This window comes from Serinibacter arcticus (assembly GCF_003121705.1).
In the GTDB taxonomy this organism is placed as follows: Bacteria; Actinomycetota; Actinomycetes; order Actinomycetales; family Beutenbergiaceae; genus Litorihabitans.
Genome location: NZ_PYHR01000002.1, coordinates 2,097,836 through 2,116,079, shown reverse-complemented (window position 1 = coordinate 2,116,079; position 18,244 = coordinate 2,097,836). Strand labels below are relative to the sequence as shown.

Genomic DNA, 18,244 nt, shown 5'->3' with positions numbered 1-18,244 from the left:
CCGGGCTCCGAGGGACACCTTCGCCCCGGTGCGCGCGGCGCAGGAGGCGTCGGGGGATCTGCTCGGCGCACCCGACTTCCTCGACCGCGACGCCCAGCTGAAGATCGCCCTGCAGCAGCTGGGTCGCCTGCACCACGAGCTGAACCGCGTGCTGAAGGCGTCGCAGACGGCCGAGGCCGCCGTCGGGGCGCTGGTCGAGCAGATCGGCGACCTCACCCTCGAGGGCGCGCGGGGCGCCGGCCGCCGCGCCCGCCTGGCCTCGGCGCTCCGACGCCGGCGGGCCGGTGAGCTGTCATTCGGCCGCCTGCTCCGCGTGTGCACCTGGATCGTGGTCAAGAGCGGTCGGGTCGACAGCCCGAGGACCGTCAGGGAGCTGTACGACGAGGTCACCTGGCCCAGCTCGGTGGTCTACGGCAGCGCGGTCGTGCAGGAGCCGTACGACGCCGCACGGTACGACGAGGCGCACGTCCTCGCCCGCGCCCTGCTCCCGCGGCACCGTGGCAACCCGCGGTTCCTGCACCTCGTGAGGGACATCCAGGTCAAGCGCGGGGCGGTGTCGGCGGTGCTCGCCGTCGACCGGGCGCTGCAGCCGCTGGAGCGTCGCGACGACGACTCCGCCCGTCGGACCGAGGGTCGCCTCCGCGAGATCTCGGGCTGGATCCCGCGGCTGCCCGGACCGCGCGAGACGCTGACGCCGCGCGACACCACGACGGTGCTGCACCTCGTCAAGGAGAGCCGGCCGCACCTCTCGAACGGCTTCACCTCCCGCAGCCACCGGAACCTCGTGGCCGAGCGCGAGGCGGGCCTCACCCCGGTCGTGCTGACCGAGCCGGGATTCCTCCGACGTGTCGGTGCCGAGCCGGTGCCGAGGTCCGTCGTCGACGGGATCGAGCACCTCCACATCGACCTCGGTGACGGGGTCGACACCCTCCCGCACGACCTCTGGCTGCTCGCGTACGCCCAGGCCGTGCTCGGCGTGGTGCGCACGGTGCGCCCCGCCGTCCTGCACGTGTCGTCGGGTCGGCGCGGGTACGAGGCCGCGCTCGTCGCGCTCGCCGTCAAGGAACGCACCGGGATCCCCGTCGTCTACGAGGTCAGGTCCTTCTTCGAGGGCACCTGGACCGCCGAGGCCGCCCGGGAGGAGCGGGGCGAGACGTTCCTTCGCCGCGTCGCCACGGAGCAGCTCTGCCTCGACCGGGCCGACGTCGTCCTCACCCTGTCCGAGAGCATGAGGACCGAGCTCGTGCGCCGAGGGGCGGACCCCTCGAAGATCCGGCTCGTCCCCAACGGCGTCGACGTGGACCAGTTCGCCCCCGTCGCGCGTCACCGCCACCTCGCGGAGAGGCTCGGGATCGGGCAGGAGCCGACGTTCGGCTACGTCTCCAACCTGGATCACCCGAGGGAGTCGCAGGAGACGCTCGTCGAGGCGATGGCCGTGCTGAAGGAGCGAGGGGTGCGTGCCCGCTGCGTCGTCGTGGGTGACGGTCCGCGCCGGGAGCTCGTCGAGCATCGCGCCGCGGAGCTCGGCGTCCGCGACGACGTCGTCTTCACCGGGTCCGTCGACCACACGGAGATCGCGGCGTACTACAGCCTGATCGACGTCTTCGTCGTCCCGCGGACCAACGAGCGCGCGGGCCGCTACGTCACGCCCCTGAAGCCGTTCGAGGCGATGGCGCTCGGCAAGCCCGTCGTCGTGAGCAACCTGCCCGCCCTGCGGGAGGTCGTCCGGCCGCCGCACCGGGGGCTGACGTTCCGAACGGGCGACGCGGCCGACCTCGCGCGCGTCCTCCAGACGCTCCTGGCCGATCCGGAGCAGGCCGCCCAGCTCGGTGCGGCCGGCCGGGACTGGGTCGTGCGCGAGCGCCGCTGGAGCCAGAACGGCCCCCGGTACGTCGAGGCCTACACGGCGGCGCGCGCCGCTGCGGACGGCGACCGGTGAAGGTCGCGCTGCAGGGCTGGCAGCACTCCTCGCAGTCGCCGCTGCGCGAGGCCCTCGCGCAGCTGCGGTGGGCGCAGGAGCTGTCTGCGGAGCGTCCGATCGTGCTCGGCTACACGCCCGTCGCCCGGATGAACCCGTTCCAGAGCCAGCTCTACCGGTCCTTCCCCGAGTGCGGGATCGGCGCGACGCCGGTGCTCCGCCCGGAGCAGCTGGGCGCCGTCGGCCAGCTGGCACCGCTCGCGCAGGTCGCCGTCCACCTCCACTGGCTCGGCGGCGTCCTGGCCGGCATCGACGACCGTGCGGCCGCGCGACGGGCGACCGCCGACTTCCTCGGCCGGCTCGACCGCTTCCGCGACGAGGGCGGCTCCGTCGCCTGGACGATCCACAACCTCCTTCCGCACGACGCGGTGCTCGAGGACGCCGAGCAGGAGCTGCGGCAGGGCGTCGCCGAGCGGTGCGACGCCGTCCACGTCATGTCCGCCCACACCGTCGATCTTCTCCGGGGCTCGCTGGTGCTCGACGAGAGCCGGGTCCTGCACGTCCCGCACCCCAGCTACGCGGACTGCTACGCGAGCAACGTGACGCGGGCCGACGCCCGTGGCGCCCTGGGGATCGAGCCGCACGAGCGCGTGTTCGTCCTGCTCGGCGCGATCAAGGCCTACAAGGGCCTCTCGCTTCTCCTGCGCGCCTTCGACCGCTACGCCAGGGATTACGACGGCGACGCCCGACTCCTCGTGGCGGGGGCCCCGGACGACAGCGAGGCGGCGCGAGCCTTCGTCGCCGTCGCGACGGCCCACCCGCGCGTGCTGATCCAGCCCGCCAAGATCCCCGCCGACCAGGTGCAGCTCTACCTCCGTGCAGCCGACGTCGGGCTCGCGCCGTACGAACGCGTCCTCAACTCGGGCGCGACCCACCTCTACGAGACGTTCGGCCTGCCGTGCGTGGTCCCCGACCAGCCGCAGGCGCTCGAGACCCTGCATCCCCACCATCGGGCGGCGTTCCGTCCCGGGGACGAGTCCGGCCTCGTCGCGGCACTCCAGCGGGCCGGCGACATGGTGGGTCCGCAGGTGCAGGCAGACGTCGAGGCCCACGCGCGCCACGAGGACCCCGCGACGCTCTCCCGCGACCTCGCCACAGGGCTCCGACGACTGTTCACGGCCGGGGGGCCGTCGTGACCGGGCGCTCCGCCGTCGACCTCGCGAGCCTGCGTCGGTCGTTCTGGCACCTGCGCCACGGCGGCCCGGAGGGGCTGCGACGACACCGCCGTCGTCGCGCGACGTTCCCCGCCGGGCCGCGCCCCTCGGCCGAGGACGCCTCGGGCGTCGCGCCCTGGCCGACGCCGACGCCGACCCCGAGGCGTCCGCGCCTGCGGGTGGCCACGGTGCTCGACGAGTTCTCCGCCCGGTCGTTCGAGCACGAGTGGGACCAGGTCGCCGTCACGCCGGGCGGCTGGCGCGAGGAGCTGTCCCGCACCCCGGTCGAGCTGCTCTTCGTGGAGTCCGCCTGGGCCGGCAACGACCGTGCCTGGCAGTACCTGCTGACCGGTTCCCGCGGGCCCTCCGACCAGCTGCGCGACCTGGTCGCCCGGTGCCGCGAGCTCGGCGTGCCCACGGTCTTCTGGAACAAGGAGGACCCCGTGCACCACGAGGACTTCCTCGAGGCGGCGCGGCTGTTCGACCACGTCCTCACCACCGACGACCGTCTCCTGGACACCTACCGGGCGGAGCTCGGGCACGACCGCGTCGGCGTCCTCACGTTCGCGGCGCAGCCCGCGATCCACAGCCCCGTCCGGCTGACGGCCGACGGCGCGAGCCGCGACGTCGCCTTCGCCGGGATGTACTTCGCCCACCGCCACCCCGAGCGCGCCGCCCAGATGGACATGCTGCTCGGGGCCGCGGCCGACGTCTCCGGCCGGATGGAGCACGGGCTGGAGATCTTCTCGCGCCAGCTCGGCGGGGACGAGCGCTACCAGTTCCCCGCCCCGCTGGACCGGCACGTCGTCGGGTCGCTCGACTACCCGCGGATGCTCACCGCCTATCGCTCCTACAAGGTCTTCCTCAACGTCAACACGGTCGTCGACTCCCCGACCATGTGCGCCAGGCGGATCTTCGAGATCACCGCCTCGGGGACGCCCGTCGTGAGCACGCCGAGCCCCGCCATCACGGCCGTGTTTCCCCGGGACGAGGTCGTCCAGGTGTCGGAGCGGGACGAGGCCGCCCACACGGTGCGCGCGCTCGTGGCCAGCCCCGAGCTGCGGGACCGGATGGTGCACCGTGCCCAGCGCCGGATCTGGTCGGCCCACACCACCAGCCACCGCGTGGACGACGTGCTCGCCACGGCGGGTCTCGACGCGCACGTGCTCGGCTCCCGGTCGCCGCGGGTGTCGGCGCTCGTCGCCACGAGGCGCCCCGAGCAGCTCGACCACGTCCTCGACACCGTCGCGGCCCAGCGCGGCGTCGACGTCCAGCTCGTGCTCCTGACCCACGGGTGGGAGGTCGAGGAGTCGACGCTGCGGCAGCGGGCCAGCGAGCGGGGCGTCACCGACGTCGTTCTCCTTCGCGCCGGGACGGACGTGCCGCTGGGGGCGTGCCTGAACCGGCTCGCGGCGGCGGCCGACGGCGACCTGGTCGCCAAGATCGACGACGACGACCTCTACGGCCCCCACTACCTCGCCGACCAGGCCCACGCGCTCACCTACAGCGGCGCGGACGTCGTGGGCAAGCAGGCCCACTACGTCCACCTCGTCGCGCCCGACCTCACCGCCCTGCGGTTCGGTCACCGCGAGCACCGGTTCACCGACCGTGTCACCGGCCCCACGATCGTCACCCGCCGCGAGCTCGTCCTGGCACTCCCGTTCCCGCCCCTGCGGCGGGGCGAGGACACGGGCTTCCTCGACGGCGTGGCTCGGGCCGGCGCCCGCCTCTACTCCGCCGACCGGTTCTCCTTCGTCCAGGTCCGCGGCAGCTCGACCCACACCTGGACCGCGTCCGACGCGGAGATCCTCGCCTCCAGCGAGGTCGTCATCTCCGGCCCGCCCCTCCCGCACGCCTTCGCCTAGGAGTTCACCGTGCTCTACCCGACAGCCTCCTCACCCGTCCTCCCGGTACGCCCAGCCCGCACGGGGCCTCCGACGGCGGCCGCCGTCGTCCCCGCCCCGGTGGTGCCGCTCACCCCGGTCCCCGTCCCGGTCACGCGCCGGCAGCGCGTCGCGGTGGTCGGGCTCGGCTACATCGGCCTGCCCACGGCGGCGATCCTCGCCACGCACGGGGCCGACGTCGTCGGCGTCGACGTGAACCCCGCCACGGTGGCGGCGGTGAACCGCGGCGAGGTGCCCTTCGTCGAGCCCGATCTGGGGACCATGGTGGCGGGGGCCGTCGCCCAGGAGCGCCTGCGGGCGAGCCTCGTGATGCCCGAGGCCGACGTCTTCATCGTCGCCGTGCCGACCCCGTTCGGCCCCGACCACTCGGCCGACCTCTCCTACGTCGACGCGGCCGCCGACGCGATCGCGCCGCAGCTGCGCGGCGGTGAGCTCGTGGTGCTGGAGTCGACGTCGCCCCCGGGGACGACGGCGCACCTCGCGCAGCGGATCCTCGCGGTGCGGGCCGACCTGAGCCTCGACGGCGAGGGCGGCCGTCCGATCATCGACGTCGCCCACTGCCCGGAGCGGGTGCTCCCCGGCCGGGTGATGGTCGAGCTGGTGACCAACGACCGCGTCGTCGGGGGCCTCACGCCGGAGGCGGGTCACCGCGCGCGGGAGCTGTACGAGACGTTCTGCCAGGCCGAGATCCCCGTGACGGACGCCGCCACGGCCGAGCTGACCAAGCTGGTGGAGAACTCCTTCCGCGATGTGAACATCGCGTTCGCCAACGAGCTCGCGCACGTCTGCGAGCGCGTCGGCGTCGACGTCTGGGAGCTGATCGAGCTGGCCAATCGCCACCCGCGCGTGAGCATCCTGCAGCCGGGGCCGGGCGTGGGTGGCCACTGCATCGCCGTCGACCCCTGGTTCATCGTGGCGAGCGCGCCGGAGGAGGCGCAGCTGATCCGGCGGGCGCGCGAGGTCAACGACGCGGTGCCCGGGCGGGTCGTCGACCGGGTGGTGGCGCACGCCGACCGCCTCCGCGCGCCGCGGATCGCCGCGCTCGGACTGGCGTTCAAGCCGGACATCGACGACCTGCGCGAGTCGCCCGCCCGCCAGATCGTGGCGTCACTGGCGCAGCGGCTGCCGCACGCGAGGATCGACGTCGTCGAGCCGTTCATCACCGCGCTCCCGCCCGAGCTCGTGACGCAGCCGCACGTGATGCTGCGGGATCTCGACGGCGCGGTCGCCGACGCCGACATCGTGCTGCTGCTCGTGGACCACACGGCGTTCGTGCAGGCCGACCGGAGCCGGCTCGGCCTCGCGGAGAAGGTCGTCGTCGACACCAGGGGAGCCTGGCGCGACCTCTGAGGACGCCTCAGCCCCCGAGGTCCGGGCGTCGCGTCCCCACCCCGAGCAGGTGCTCGATCGCGGCCACGCCCCTAACCGCGGCGTGCCCGTCCCCGTAGGGGTTCGTCGCGCGGGCCATCGAGGCGTACGCCTCGCGGTCGGACAGCAGCCGGTCGACCTCGGCCACGATCCGGTCGGGATCGGTGCCCACGAGCCGGACCGTGCCGGCGGTGACGGCCTCGGGACGCTCGGTGTTCTCGCGCATCACGAGCACCGGCTTGCCGAGGCTCGGCGCCTCCTCCTGGACGCCGCCCGAGTCGGTCAGCACCACGGTCGAGCGGTGCGTCAGGTGCGCGAACTCGGCGTAGGCCAGCGGCTCGACGACGAGCACGTTCGCCAGCCCCTCGACGGCGGGCAGCACCGCGGCGCGCACCTGCGGGTTGCGGTGCGCGGGCAGCACGATCGTGAGGTCCGGACGCCGCGTGGCCAGCGTGGCCAGCGCCCGGCCGATGCCCCGCATCCCCTCGCCCCAGCTCTCGCGCCGGTGCGCCGTCACGAGGAGGAGGTCGCCGTCGCCGTCGACGGCCCGGGAGACCTCCGCGTCGCGGAAGGAAACGGGACGCGCCACGACGTCCAGCAGCGCGTCGATCACGGTGTTGCCTGTGACGACGACGTCGGTGGCCGGGACCCCCTCCGTCAGGAGGTTCTCGCGGCTGCCGGCCGTGGGGGCGAGGTGCAGCGCCGCGAGGCGGGAGGTCAGCCGACGGTTCGCCTCCTCGGGGAAGGGGGAGTGCAGGTCGCCCGAGCGCAGTCCCGCCTCGAGGTGCACCACCGGGATCCGGCGGTGGAAGGCCGCCAGGGCGGCGGCGGTCGACGTCGAGGTGTCGCCCTGCACGACGACGGCGTCGGGCCGCACGCTCTCCAGGACGGGATCGAGGCGTTCGAGGACCCGCGCGAACAGGTGCGACAGGGACTGGCCGTGGCTCATGACGTCGAGGTCGTGGTCGGGCACGATCCCGAACACCTCGTTGACCTGGTCGAGCATCTCGCGGTGCTGGCCGGTGACGACGGTCGTCCCCTCGAGCACGTCCGAGGCGTCGATCGCCGCGACGAGCGGGGCGACCTTGATCGCCTCGGGACGGGTGCCGTACACCGTCATCACACGGGGTCTCATCGGGGCGCTCTCCTGCTGCTCGGGTGGGCGGACACGACGGCGAGAACCGCGTCGGCGACGGCCCGGTAGGCCGCCGAGTCGTAGTGGAAGGGGGCCTCGCCCCAGGGGTGCTCGACCGAGCCTCGCACGGCGAGTCCACGCCCCACCACCGGGGCGCCGAGGGCCTCGACGACGGCGTAGTAGGGCTCGTAGCGGCGGTTCGCCTCGGCCGCGGCGACCCCGAAGCTCGCGGGGGTCGGGGCGCCCGACGTCGTCAGCTCCGCCCACGGGAGGCCGACCGCGACGAGGGCGGCGCCCGGGTGGAGCTCCGCCACGCCGGCGACGAACCGGGTCGCGGCCTCGCGCCACATCTCGAGGTGCGCCTCCTCGCCCAGGCGGACGAGCACCCCCGCCGCGGCGACGTCGGTCTCGGCCTGCGCGGCGACGAGGTCGACCGTGCGGGTGACGGCGGTGTCGTCGGGCAGGACGTAGACGCCGAGCCGCTCGTCCACGAGGTCCCACAGGACGAGGTCGACCCCGCCGGCGAGGCGGCGCAGGACGGCCGGCAGGTCGGAGGCGAAGTCGCCGCGGACCATGCGCTGCTGGAACGGTGACGCGATCGCCGGCGGCTCGAGCAGCACGACGGGTGGCGCGTAGGCGGAGATCAGCGACTGGCGGGCGACGTAGCCGACCAGCCCGGCGTCGCCGTCGGGCAGGTGGGGGACGGTGTCCCGCGAGACGCAGCTCCCGACGACGAGCGTGCGCAGCACCGCCGGCCCGGTCGCACCCGCCGTCACCGCTGCCGCCTCGCGTGCCGCACGCCGCGGACGCCGCGCCCGCCCGGGACGCCCGCCGCGCCGTCGAGATCGACCACGATCTCCACGCCCGCCCGGAACGCCTCCTCGAGCAGCCGCTCCGCGACGGCATCCTCGCCCTGGGCGAGGTTCCACGCGAACCAGCGGTAGCGCTGGGCGACCTCGACCGCGGGGCCGTCGAGCACCACGCGGCCCTGGTGCAGCCAGATCGCGCGGGTGCAGGTCTCCTCGACCGTCTGCGCGGCGTGCGAGACGAGGAAGACGCAGCCGGCACCGGCGCGCAACCGGTCCATCCGCTCCCGGCTGCGCTCGCGGAAGGCCGCGTCGCCCGTGGCCAGGGCCTCGTCCACCAGCAGGATCTCCGGCTCGGACGCCGCCGCGATCGCGAACTTCAGGCGTGCCCCCATGCCCGAGGAGTAGGTCCGCATCGGCAGGTCGATCGCGGCCCCGATGCCCGAGAGGTCGACGACGTCGCCCAGCGCCGCGGCCGTCGCCTCCGGGGTCATCCCCATCGCGAGGCAGCCGAGGCGGACGTTCTCGCGCCCGGTGAGATCGGGGATCATCGCCGCGTTGACGCCGAGCAGCACGGGGGTCGAGGACGCCAGCACGGTCCCGCGCGCCGGACGCTCCAGGCCCGCGACGGCCCTCAGCAGCGTGCTCTTGCCCGACCCGTTCAGCCCGACGATCCCGACGGCGTCGCCCGCACGGGCGACCAGCGAGACGCCGACCAGCGCCCGGACGACGACGCTGGGACCCCGCCCGAGTGCGGCGTCGACGCCGCGCCGCAGCCGCGAGCGTCCGGTGCGCGGGGCGGCGTCCGGCGCGGAGTACCGGACGTGGAGGTCGTCGACGGCCACGTGCACGCGCGGCTCGTCGGGGGCGGGCAGCTCGGGACCGGGGAGCTCGGGACCGGGGAGCTCGGGACCGGGGAGCTCGGGACCGGGCAGCTCAGGAGCGGCCATAGCTCTCCTCCCCGCGCCAGAACCAGACGGTCCCGACGACGAGCAGTCCGACCGACCACGCGGTCAGGCCCGCCCAGGTCCCCGCCGACGGCACGGTGGCGTAGAGCAGCAGGTCGCGCGCGGCGTCGAGCACGAGGTACATCGGGTTGACCTGCATCACCGCGTGCAGCACCGGGTAGTCAGCGAACCGGTCGATCGAGAAGAACACCGCCGAGGCGTAGAGCCAGAACCGGGCGAGGATGGCGATGATCTGCGTGAGGTCGGGGATCCGGGCGGTCACGCGCGCCGCGACGAGGGCGAGCCCGGTGCTGAGCAGGAGCTGCAGCACCAGGACGACGGGCAGCAGCAGCCAGGTCCAGGCGAGCGGCTGGCGGACCGGGTCGCCGTCGGCCATCGACGGGAGCGCGACCGGCAGCAGCATGACGAGCACGAGCATCGTGATCAGCGCAGGCAGGAACCGGATCACCTGGCGCACCACGACCGCGACCGGGAGCACGGCGCGCGGGAAGGAGAAGGAGCGGATCAGCGGGCGCCCGCCGCTGATCGCCCGCGAGCCCTGCACCAGGCACTGGATCGTGAACTGGAACAGGAAGACGCCGACGATCAGGTAGCCGGGGTAGTTCTCGATCCCGCGGCTGCCCGTGAGGACGAGGCCGAACAGGACGAAGTAGACGGCGCCGTCGAGCAGCGGGTTGAGCACGAGCCAGATCGATCCGAGCAGGTTCGCGCGGTTGCTCGAGACGACCCGGGCGCGCGAGTCCGCCACGACGAAGTGGCGCCGGTGCCAGAGCCGCCGCAGGTAGACGGGCAGGGGCGGCCGTGCGAGCACGGGCGAGAGGTCGTCGGTGGGGACGACGACGACGTGGCGCGGTCGGGTGCTCACGCGAGGAGCTCCGCGTACGTCCGGCGGTAGGTCTGCCCGACGGCGTCCCACGTCCGCCCGGCGGCGAACCGGCGCCCGGCCGTGCCCAGCTCCGTGCGCAGCGCGGGGTCGTCGGCGAGCCGGGCGACGGCGTCGGCCACCGAGCGCGGGCTGTCGGGCTCGGTGAGGACCCCGGCGCCGGGGTCCCCGACCAGCTCGGCGAGCGCCGGCAGGTCGCTCGCGATCACCGGGCGGCCGAGCGCCAGGGCCGCCATCGGCTTGAGCGGGAGGACGGTGCGGGTGACCTCGGAGTCGGTGCGGGTGACGGCGAACGCGTCCAGCGCGAGGTACCAGTCGGGGGCCTGCGCGGCGGGGACGCGACCGGGGAGGGTGACGACGTCGGCCAGTCCCAGCTCGTCCACCAGGCGCTGCAGCGCGGGCCGGGCCACGCCGTCGCCCACGACGGCGGCGCGCACGTCCCGGCCGTCCGCTCGCGCCAGCGCGACTGCTCTGATCAGGGTATCCGTCCCCTCGTAGGCCACCAGGCTGCCCACGGTACCGACCCAGAAGCCGTCCGGCGCGAGGCCGAGGGCGGACCGCGCGGCGGCGGGGGAGCGGTCGGAGGCGAGGAGGCGCGCGTCGACGGCGTTCGGAGCCACGACGACGCGTCCGGCATCGACGCCGCGCTCCACCAGCGCCGTCCGGACGGTCTCGCCGAGCACGACGACCCGGTCCGCCGAGCGGGCGAGCTCGGTCTCGCGGGCGCGAAGCAGGCGGTACCGCTCGCTCGCCCGGACGGCCGCCCGGGCGGCCGCGGGGAAGGAGGCGACCCAGGTGTCCTCCAGCAGCCCCCGCACCTCGTAGACCCACGGCACGCCCAGCTCGCGGGCGACGGCCCGGGTCACGACGGCGTTGCTCCACGGCGTGGTCGTGTGCAGCACGTCGGGCTCGAGGTCGCGGGCGAGCGCGAGCGCCAGCGCGGCGTGCTGCCGCAGCCGATGCCGCGGGGTGCCGCCGCGGTGCCACGGGACGAGCCGGTGGTGGACGACGCCGTCGACCACCTCGCGGTCGGGCGTCCCGAGCAGCCCGACGTCCACCGGGTAGGCGAGACGCGTGGCGGCGACGGCGTCGATCCCGGCTCGGCGCTGCGCCCGCAGCACCTCCTGGCTGCGCAGGGCGTAACCGCTGGTGGTGCGGGGGACGGAGCTGGTGAGGAGATGGAGGACGCGGGGGGTGGGGGAGCGGTCGGCGGGGCGGGGGGAGCGGTGCGGTCGGGCTGCGGCGGTCGCGGCGGTCGCGAGCCGCACGTCGGTGCCGGCCGTCAGGAGGGTGCGCTCCGAGGCCAGGCGGCGCCCGAGCGGGGTGGCGCCGGCGGCGTCGATCGCGCCGGAGAGGTCCCCGCGGCGGTGCCGGGCGCGGGCGCGGGTCGCGGCGGTGCCCGCCTCGTCGGCGCCCGGGACGTCGAGCAGCACGCCGATCTCGGCCACGACCACGGGGGCGTCGCCCCGCGCGAGGAGCGCCGCCACCTCGGCGCGCGCCTCGCCGTCGTGACCGGCCAGCCAGGTCCCGACGGCGTGGGCCGCGCCCCGCCGTCGTCCGCGCGCGAGCAGCGCCGCCGCCCGCGCGCGCCACGCCGCGGGGGCGCGTCGGGCGGCCTGTACGAGGAGCAGGGCGGGATCCTCGCGCGCCATCGTCGTCGCCGTCCCCAGCCCGAGCACGAGATCGCGCACGGGCTGGAGCGGGCGCGCGGTCATCGCTCGTCCCGTCGTGCCCGGCGGCCGCGCGCGGGGCCTCGCGAGGCGCGGACGACGTCGTCGAGCACCGCCAGGTAGCGGCGCGCGAGCATGTCGTGGTGGGCGTGCTCGGCCACCCACGCGCGGGGCGAGGGCCGACGTCGAGCAGGGTCCGGTCGGCCGCCAGCCGCAGCCACGAGTCGGCCAGCGCCGCGGCGTCCTCGGGCGGCGTGACGGTGCCGCCGCCGGAGTCGCGCACGATCGCGGCCGCCTCGCCGGTGAGCGTGGCCGAGACGTGACGTCCGACGCCGAGGACCTCGTAGAGCTTCGAGGGCACGGTCCAGGCGAACGGGGTCCAGTCGCGCAGGCTCACGAGGGCGGTGTCGGCCCACGCGTAGTGAGCGGACACCCCGGAGCGCGGGACCCGGCCGACGAGGTCGACCGGGACGCCGCGGTCGCGGGCGAGGTCGCGCAGCGGCTGCTCGTCGATCCCGGACCCGACGACGCGCAGGGTCACCTCGAGCCCGCGCGCCCGCGCCAGCGCGACGGCCTCGACGGCCGTGGCCAGTCGCTGGCTGCGCCCCACGGTGCCGAGGTAGAGCACCCGGAGCCCGGTGCGGTCGCGGGGCGGGGCCGGCACGGTCGGGAGGTCGAGGGACGTGCCGTTCCCGATCACGTGCACCGGGCCGACCCCGCGGTCGCGGAGCACGTCGGCGAAGGCACCGGTGGTCGTCACGACGGCGGCGGCGCGGCGCTGCAGCGCGGTCATCGCGCCGTGCGCCGCCCGGGTGGCACGACGGCGGAGCGGGCTGCGGTCGTCGTCGGGCCCTAGCAGGCCGCTCGGGGTGATGAGGTCGGGCCACGCGTCGCGCATCTCGACCACGGTCGGACGGCCCAGGAGCAGGCCCAGCGCGATGCCGGCGGGGATGCTCGGCAGACCCGGCGCGGTGGCGATGACGACGTCGGGGCGGTGGCCGTCCCGCCGCAGCAGGGGGAGCCCGACGGCGAGCTGGTCCAGCGCCGTCACGCCCTGGTCCGCGACGCGCGCGGGGAGCGTGCCGCGGTGCGGGCGGTAGCGCACGCGCACGAGGCGCTCGCCGTGCTCGCCCCGGCTCCGGGCGCCGACCTGGTGGGTCGGCGCCTCGCTCGTGAGGGTGCCGTCGGGGTGGTGCGGCGGCGGCGCGAGGACGGTGAGCTCGTGGCCCGCGGCGACGAACCGGTCGGCGAACGCGCTCCAGCGGCGCTGCGGCGCACCGGTCTCGGGGGCGTAGTAGTGCGTGAGGAGGGCGATGTGCACGTCGTCCCCCCCGCCGTCCCCACCATCGTTGTGCTGGCCACGGTCCCCTGCACGGGCCGGTCCTGGCGATCGTAGTGCGACCACGTGCGGGAATGGCCTGCGGAGGTGGCTGGCGGGGCGCGGCCGCGGAGTTCCGCCCTCGCTGTCTGCGGACGGCCCTCGCTGTCTGCGGACGGATGCCGACCCGACTTCGAGCCCGACGCCCTGACCTGCGGCGATGCCTGACGAGTCGTCGCTGCACCGGATCCGTCCGCAGAGAGCGAGGGCCGTCCGCAGTCAGCGAGGCGGATCGGAGTCGGCCAACCACCTCAGCCGACGCCGGTCGACGGCCCCGAGGTGCGGCCACCCCTGCGCGGCCGACGTCGGCCCGGTCGCCGCCGTACGCACGGCATCGACCGCCGCCAGGATCGGCCCGGACAGGGACGGGTCGGGTCTGGACGGGCCGGCGTCGAGCGCCCGGAGCAGCGCGACGACCTCGGCGACGACGTGGGCGGGGTCGGAGTCCTCGTAGGAGAACCGGGCCGTGGGCAGGCCGAGGCGCAGCGCCGTGCGCGCTCGGGAACGGTCGCGGCGGAACGTCCGGCGGTCGGAGTGGAAGGCGTAGCCGTCCAGCTCGACGATCAGCACTCCCTCGACGAGGAGGTCGACCTCGCCGACACCGGGCACGTCGACCCCGGCCGCGACGCGCAACCCGGCGCGACGGAGCGCGAGCCGGGCCTCGGTCTCGATGCGCGACCGCGACCGTCCGTCGACGTCGACGTCGAGAGCGGCGGCGCGGGAGCGCGAGATCCGACCGACCGCGGCGACGACGTCGGACCTGAGGGCGCCGTCGGCGGCGTGGGTCACCCGGTCGAGGGCGACCACCGCGTCGTCGTAGGGCAGGCAGACGGCGGCGCGCGCGGCCGCGCTCACGAGCGAGACCCGGCGCGGGAGATCGCCGGGGGCGAACGTCTCGAAGTGGCGCCTCACCCCGACGGGCAGGGGTGCCTTCCGGCCGCGGTGACGCGGCACCGAGCAGTGCACGACGGAGGCGTCGCCGGGCATGTCGTAGCCCAGCTCGCGCAGGGCCGAGACGCAGGACACGGCGCCGTTGAGGCCGACGGCGACGCGGATGGGTCGCGGTGCCGTCGGGAGCGCGTACCCGCCCCGGTCGAGCTGCTCGAGGCTGCCGGAGGCGACCAGCGTGGCGAGCCGGTAGCGCGAGCTGTCGAGCTCGGAGAAGCGAGCGGCACCGCCGAGGGCGGCGATGCGGGCCAGGATGTCCATCGCGCCAGGGTGCCCTGACGGGGCGCTGCGGCGCGCGGCCTGTGGACAACTCGTTGTGGACAACGTGCTCGGGGCGACGGCGCCATGAATGGTGGGGCCCGCGCGGCGCCGTCGCGCCCTCGCTGTTTGCGGACGGATGCCGACCCGACTTCGAGCCCGACGCCCTGACCTGCGGCGATGCCTGACGAGTCGTCGCTGCACCGGATCCGTCCGCAGAGAGCGAGGGCCGTCCGCAGTCAGCGAGGCGGATCGGCGTCGGCCATGCGGCCGGGCAGGATGGTCCGCATGCCCCAGCCCCACGGCCTGTTCGCCGGTCTGGCGACCCTCGACGTCGCCCAGCACGTCGAGCGCCCGCCGGGCGCGAACGAGAAGGTGACGGCCACGGCCACCCACCTGTCGGCCGGCGGTCCGGCCGCCAACGCCGCCGTGGCGTTCGCCGCGCTCGGCGGGCGCGCCACGCTCCTCACGGCGCTCGGGGAGAGCCCGACGGCGGTGCTGGTCCGGGCGGAGCTGGAGGAGCAGGGGGTGGACGTCGTCGACGTCACGCCCGACGCGACCGCCCCGCCCCCGGTGTCCGCGATCATCGTCACGACCGCGACGGGCGAGCGAAGCGTCGTCGGCTCCGACGCCGTGGCCAGCACGGTCGAGGCGCCCGACGGCGAGGCCCTCGCCGCGCTCGTGGCCGACGCCGACGTCGTCCTCGTCGACGGCCACCACCCGCGCCTCGGCGTCGGCACGGCGACCGCCGCCCGCACCGCCGGTGTCCCCGTCGTCCTCGACCTCGGCCGCTGGAAGCCCGCGATGGACGCGCTGGTCCCGCTCGCCGACCACGTCGTCTGCTCCGCCGACGCCCGCGCCCCCGGCGCCACCGACCACGCCTCCTCGGTCGCCGCCCTCCGTGAGCGCGGGGCGCGCGTCGTCGTCGTGACGCGCGGCGCCGCACCGGCGCTGTGGTGGGCCGACGGGGACGACGGCGAGGTCGCCGTCCCACGCGTCGTCGCCGTCGACACGCTCGGCGCGGGCGACGCGTTCCACGGCGCGTACACCTTCGCCGTCGGATGCGGGCAGGGCCCGACGGCGGCCGTGCGGCTCGGCGTCGACGTCGCCTCGCTGCGGGTGGCCCACGCCGGGCCGCGTGCGTGGGCCGCCCACCTCCCCGCCCGGCAGGGGGCGACCGATGACTGAGGCGACGATCGTCGAGACCACCCTCGAGGACCTGGTGGAGCGCGCGCGAGCGCTCGCCCACCGCGGCGGCCGCCGGATCCTCGGCATCTGCGGCGCTCCCGGCTCCGGGAAGTCCTACCTCGCCGACCACCTGGTGGCCGCGCTGGGGCCCGACCTCGCCGTCGCCGTCCCGATGGACGGTTTCCACCTGGCCGGCGAGGTCCTCGACGCGCTCGGCCGCACCCCGCGCAAGGGCGCGCACGACACGTTCGACGGCCTCGGCTACGTGGATCTGCTGCGCCGGCTCCGGGCCCAGCCGCCGCGGGCCGACGGCGAGGACCCCGCGCTCGACGGCGTCGTGCTCGCCCCACGGTTCCGCCGCGAGATCGAGGAACCCGTCGGCTCGGCGATCCCCGTCCCGCCGGACGTGCCGCTCGTGGTGACCGAGGGCAACTACCTGCTGCGGCGGGAGGCCCCGTGGACGCCCGTGCGCGACCTCCTCGACGAGGTCTGGTTCCTCGCACCGCCCGAGGACCTGCGCCACGACCGCCTCGTCGCCCGGCACGAGTCGTTCGGACGCTCGCCTGCGGCCGCGCGCGAGCGCTCGTTCGGCAGCGACGAGGTGAACGCCGGGGTGATCGCGACGACGGCGGGGCGCGCCGACGCCGTGTGGCGTCTCGTGCAGGGAACCTGACCTGCGTCCCGGTCGCCGGAACGCCCGGCGTCGGTCACACTGATCGCCACATCGGGGATTCGATCGACGAGGACGGACGGCAATGCGGGGGACACGGGGAACGGTCGCGCGGGGGCGTCGACTGCTGGGGGCACTGGTCGCGGGGACGCTGGCGCTGGGGATCGTGGGGGTGACCGTCGCGCCCGCGAGCGCGGCCGACACCGCCGTCATCGGCGACAAGGTCTGGAACGACGTCAACCGGAACGGTCGGCAGGACGCCGGTGAGCCGGGCGTCGGCGCTGTGACCGTCACGCTGTACGCGGCCGACGGCACGACCGCGCTGCGCACTGCGACGACGAACGCCGTCGGCAGCTACAGCTTCGGCGCGCTGCCCGCCGCGACCTACGTCGTGGGGTTCGCCCTCCCGCAGGGGTTGGTGTTCACCACGCCACGGGCGCCCGGCGTGCCGTTCTTCGTCGACTCCGACGCCGATCCCGTCACCGGGCTCACGCTGCCGATCGAGATGAGCGAGGGACTCACCAACAACACGATCGACGCGGGCATGTCCACCCTTCCGCTCGAACTCACCAAGGAGGTCGTGGGCATTCCCGTCGTGGCCGACGACCTCACCACCAGCGTCACCTACGAGCTCACCGTCACCAACACGGGGCTGACCCCGGGCCGCTACGACCTGAGCGACACGTTCCGCTTCGCCGACGCGGTGAGCGTCACCGACGTCACGACCGAGTCGATCTCCCCCGCGGGCCTGCCGCTGTCGGCAACGTTCGACGGTGCGGTCGACCCCGTGCTGCTCACCGACCAGAGCATCGACGGCGGGGCGACCCACACGATCCGCATCGTTGCCGAGGCGACCGTGGCCAGGGACGTCTCCTACGACTTCCGGGGCTGCGAGCAGCTCGACCCCGAGTGGCGCACCGGCTTCCTCAACGACGCCGCGCTCACCTCCTCCGGCATCGAGCTGCAGGCCTCGGCCTGCGCCGGGATCGTCATGCCCCCCAACCCCCTCGGTGCCGTCAGCATCACCAAGGAGGTCCTCGACCCCGACGGCCTGCTCGCCGGGGCGTCCTTCGACGTCTCCTACTCCGTCGTCCTGCCGGGCAGCGACGCCGTCCAGTCCTACGAGCTCGACCTCCTCGCCGGCGATCCGCAGGTCCTGACCGGCCTCCCGGTGGGGACGCGGGTCGTCTTCGCCGAGCCGGCCACCACGCTGCCCACGCTCCCGGCGGGCTACGCCTGGAACGAGGCTGCCTTCTCCCCGGCCTCCGGTGTCACGGTCGAGACCCCGTGCACCACCGAGACCTGCGAGGCGGAGGCGCTCTCCGTCACGCTGACCAACTCCTACACCTCGCCGCAGGCACCGGCCAGCGGCGGCTTCACGGTCACGAAGGTCGTCGACGGCGACGGCGCCGTCCCTGCGGACACCATCTACTCGCTCACCTACACGCTCGACGACGCCGCCCCGGTGACCGTCGAGATCACCGCCGGTGAGCCGGTCGCGTTCGACGACGTCCCCGCCGGCACGGTCGTCACCCTGACCGAGGGCGCGCTGCCCGACGTCGACGGCGTCACCTGGGGTGAGCCCGCCTTCGTCGTCGACGGCGTGGCGTCCGGCGCAGGTGCCCGGCTCACGATCCCCGCGGACGACACGGTCGCCGTCGTGCTGACCAACACGGCCGACCCGGACGACGATCCGTCGACGACTCCGAGCTCCACCGGTCCGACGACGACGCCGCCGCCCGGCACGCCCGGGTCCGGCGGCCCCTCCGCGGGTGCCACCTCCCGCGCCGGCACGGGCCTCGCGGCCACCGGCGCCGACACGGTCGCGCTCGGCGCGGCGGCCGGCGTCCTCCTGCTCGCGGGCGCGGCGCTCGCGGCACGACGCCGTCGCCACCTCTCGTAGCCGGAACGGACACGGCGCCCGCCCCGCAGCTGC

General features: G+C 75.3%; 14 protein-coding genes and 1 pseudogene. 8 read left to right on the top strand and 7 right to left on the bottom strand.

Going from position 1 to position 18,244, the window contains the following annotated elements:
* Positions 1 to 28: 28 nt before the first annotated feature.
* The 4 genes from C8046_RS09635 to wecC all read left to right on the top strand — a co-directional run bounded on the left by C8046_RS09635 (position 29) and on the right by wecC (position 6,386).
* A complete protein-coding gene (locus tag C8046_RS09635) occupies positions 29 to 1,939 on the top strand; it encodes a glycosyltransferase family 4 protein (protein WP_109229254.1) in 1,911 nt (636 codons plus the stop codon).
* Positions 1,936 to 3,114 carry a glycosyltransferase gene (locus C8046_RS09630; RefSeq protein ID WP_109229253.1) on the top strand — a complete coding sequence of 393 codons (1,179 nt, stop codon included), beginning with the start codon at positions 1,936 to 1,938 and terminating at the stop codon, positions 3,112 to 3,114. Before C8046_RS09635 ends, C8046_RS09630 begins: the two co-directional genes overlap by 4 nt.
* Positions 3,111 to 4,997: a glycosyltransferase family protein gene (locus C8046_RS09625; RefSeq protein ID WP_109229252.1), complete on the top strand. Its 1,887-nt coding sequence runs from the start codon at positions 3,111 to 3,113 to the stop codon at positions 4,995 to 4,997. Before C8046_RS09630 ends, C8046_RS09625 begins: the two co-directional genes overlap by 4 nt.
* Positions 4,998 to 5,099: 102 nt before the next feature.
* Positions 5,100 to 6,386, top strand: a complete 1,287-nt coding sequence (gene wecC / locus C8046_RS09620; protein ID WP_109230861.1) for a UDP-N-acetyl-D-mannosamine dehydrogenase — start codon at positions 5,100 to 5,102, stop codon at positions 6,384 to 6,386.
* Positions 6,387 to 6,393: 7 nt separating this feature from the next.
* On the opposite strand, the gene wecB is transcribed toward wecC, so the two are convergent.
* The 6 genes and pseudogenes from wecB to C8046_RS19385 form a co-directional block, all read right to left on the bottom strand.
* Positions 6,394 to 7,539: a non-hydrolyzing UDP-N-acetylglucosamine 2-epimerase gene (wecB, locus tag C8046_RS09615; protein WP_235866266.1), complete on the bottom strand. Its 1,146-nt coding sequence runs from the start codon at positions 7,537 to 7,539 to the stop codon at positions 6,394 to 6,396.
* Positions 7,536 to 8,315 carry a DUF6270 domain-containing protein gene (locus C8046_RS09610; protein WP_109229250.1) on the bottom strand — a complete coding sequence of 260 codons (780 nt, stop codon included), beginning with the start codon at positions 8,313 to 8,315 and terminating at the stop codon, positions 7,536 to 7,538. Before C8046_RS09610 ends, wecB begins: the two co-directional genes overlap by 4 nt.
* Positions 8,312 to 9,295, bottom strand: coding sequence for an ABC transporter ATP-binding protein (locus tag C8046_RS09605; protein WP_109229249.1), 984 nt, complete (start codon positions 9,293 to 9,295; stop codon positions 8,312 to 8,314). The genes C8046_RS09610 and C8046_RS09605 overlap by 4 nt, the downstream gene beginning before the upstream one ends.
* Positions 9,282 to 10,178 (bottom strand): ABC transporter permease, encoded by an 897-nt coding sequence (locus C8046_RS09600; RefSeq protein ID WP_158277187.1) that lies wholly within the window; start codon positions 10,176 to 10,178, stop codon positions 9,282 to 9,284. Before C8046_RS09600 ends, C8046_RS09605 begins: the two co-directional genes overlap by 14 nt.
* Entirely contained in the window at positions 10,175 to 11,911 is a 1,737-nt protein-coding gene (locus C8046_RS09595) for a glycosyltransferase family 4 protein (RefSeq protein ID WP_109229247.1), read from the bottom strand. The genes C8046_RS09600 and C8046_RS09595 overlap by 4 nt, the downstream gene beginning before the upstream one ends.
* 211 nt (positions 11,912 to 12,122) lie before the next feature.
* Positions 12,123 to 12,659 (bottom strand): annotated as a pseudogene (locus tag C8046_RS19385) (glycosyltransferase); the annotation flags it as partial.
* A gap of 201 nt (positions 12,660 to 12,860) precedes the next feature.
* On the opposite strand from C8046_RS19385, the gene C8046_RS19380 reads away from it, so the two are divergent.
* Complete coding sequence (locus C8046_RS19380; protein WP_235866265.1) at positions 12,861 to 13,262, top strand: hypothetical protein; 402 nt, start codon at positions 12,861 to 12,863, stop codon at positions 13,260 to 13,262.
* Positions 13,263 to 13,463: 201 nt separating this feature from the next.
* Here C8046_RS19380 and C8046_RS09585 read toward each other — a convergent pair whose 3' ends face one another.
* Positions 13,464 to 14,453 carry a hypothetical protein gene (locus tag C8046_RS09585; protein ID WP_109229246.1) on the bottom strand — a complete coding sequence of 330 codons (990 nt, stop codon included), beginning with the start codon at positions 14,451 to 14,453 and terminating at the stop codon, positions 13,464 to 13,466.
* Between the two features lie 285 nt (positions 14,454 to 14,738).
* On the opposite strand from C8046_RS09585, the gene C8046_RS09580 reads away from it, so the two are divergent.
* The 3 genes from C8046_RS09580 to C8046_RS09570 all read left to right on the top strand — a co-directional run bounded on the left by C8046_RS09580 (position 14,739) and on the right by C8046_RS09570 (position 18,211).
* Positions 14,739 to 15,638 (top strand): PfkB family carbohydrate kinase, encoded by a 900-nt coding sequence (locus C8046_RS09580; protein ID WP_199224429.1) that lies wholly within the window; start codon positions 14,739 to 14,741, stop codon positions 15,636 to 15,638.
* The gene (locus C8046_RS09575) at positions 15,631 to 16,311 is read left to right on the top strand and encodes a nucleoside/nucleotide kinase family protein (protein WP_109229244.1); all 681 of its coding nucleotides are present in this window, start codon (positions 15,631 to 15,633) and stop codon (positions 16,309 to 16,311) included. Before C8046_RS09580 ends, C8046_RS09575 begins: the two co-directional genes overlap by 8 nt.
* Positions 16,312 to 16,393: 82 nt before the next feature.
* Positions 16,394 to 18,211 (top strand): SdrD B-like domain-containing protein, encoded by a 1,818-nt coding sequence (locus C8046_RS09570; RefSeq protein ID WP_109229243.1) that lies wholly within the window; start codon positions 16,394 to 16,396, stop codon positions 18,209 to 18,211.
* The last annotated feature ends 33 nt before the right edge of the window (positions 18,212 to 18,244 follow it).

Bases quoted from the DNA above. Each gene is read 5' to 3' on its own strand.
- C8046_RS09580 (WP_199224429.1), top strand. From the start codon at position 14,739: ATGCCCCAGCCCCACGGCCTGTTCGCCGGTCTGGCGACCCTCGACGTC.
- C8046_RS09570 (WP_109229243.1), top strand. From the start codon at position 16,394: ATGCGGGGGACACGGGGAACGGTCGCGCGGGGGCGTCGACTGCTGGGG.
- wecB (WP_235866266.1), bottom strand. From the start codon at position 7,539: ATGAGACCCCGTGTGATGACGGTGTACGGCACCCGTCCCGAGGCGATC.
- C8046_RS09605 (WP_109229249.1), bottom strand. From the start codon at position 9,295: ATGGCCGCTCCTGAGCTGCCCGGTCCCGAGCTCCCCGGTCCCGAGCTC.
- C8046_RS09575 (WP_109229244.1), top strand. From the start codon at position 15,631: ATGACTGAGGCGACGATCGTCGAGACCACCCTCGAGGACCTGGTGGAG.
- C8046_RS09595 (WP_109229247.1), bottom strand. From the start codon at position 11,911: ATGACCGCGCGCCCGCTCCAGCCCGTGCGCGATCTCGTGCTCGGGCTG.
- C8046_RS09585 (WP_109229246.1), bottom strand. From the start codon at position 14,453: ATGGACATCCTGGCCCGCATCGCCGCCCTCGGCGGTGCCGCTCGCTTC.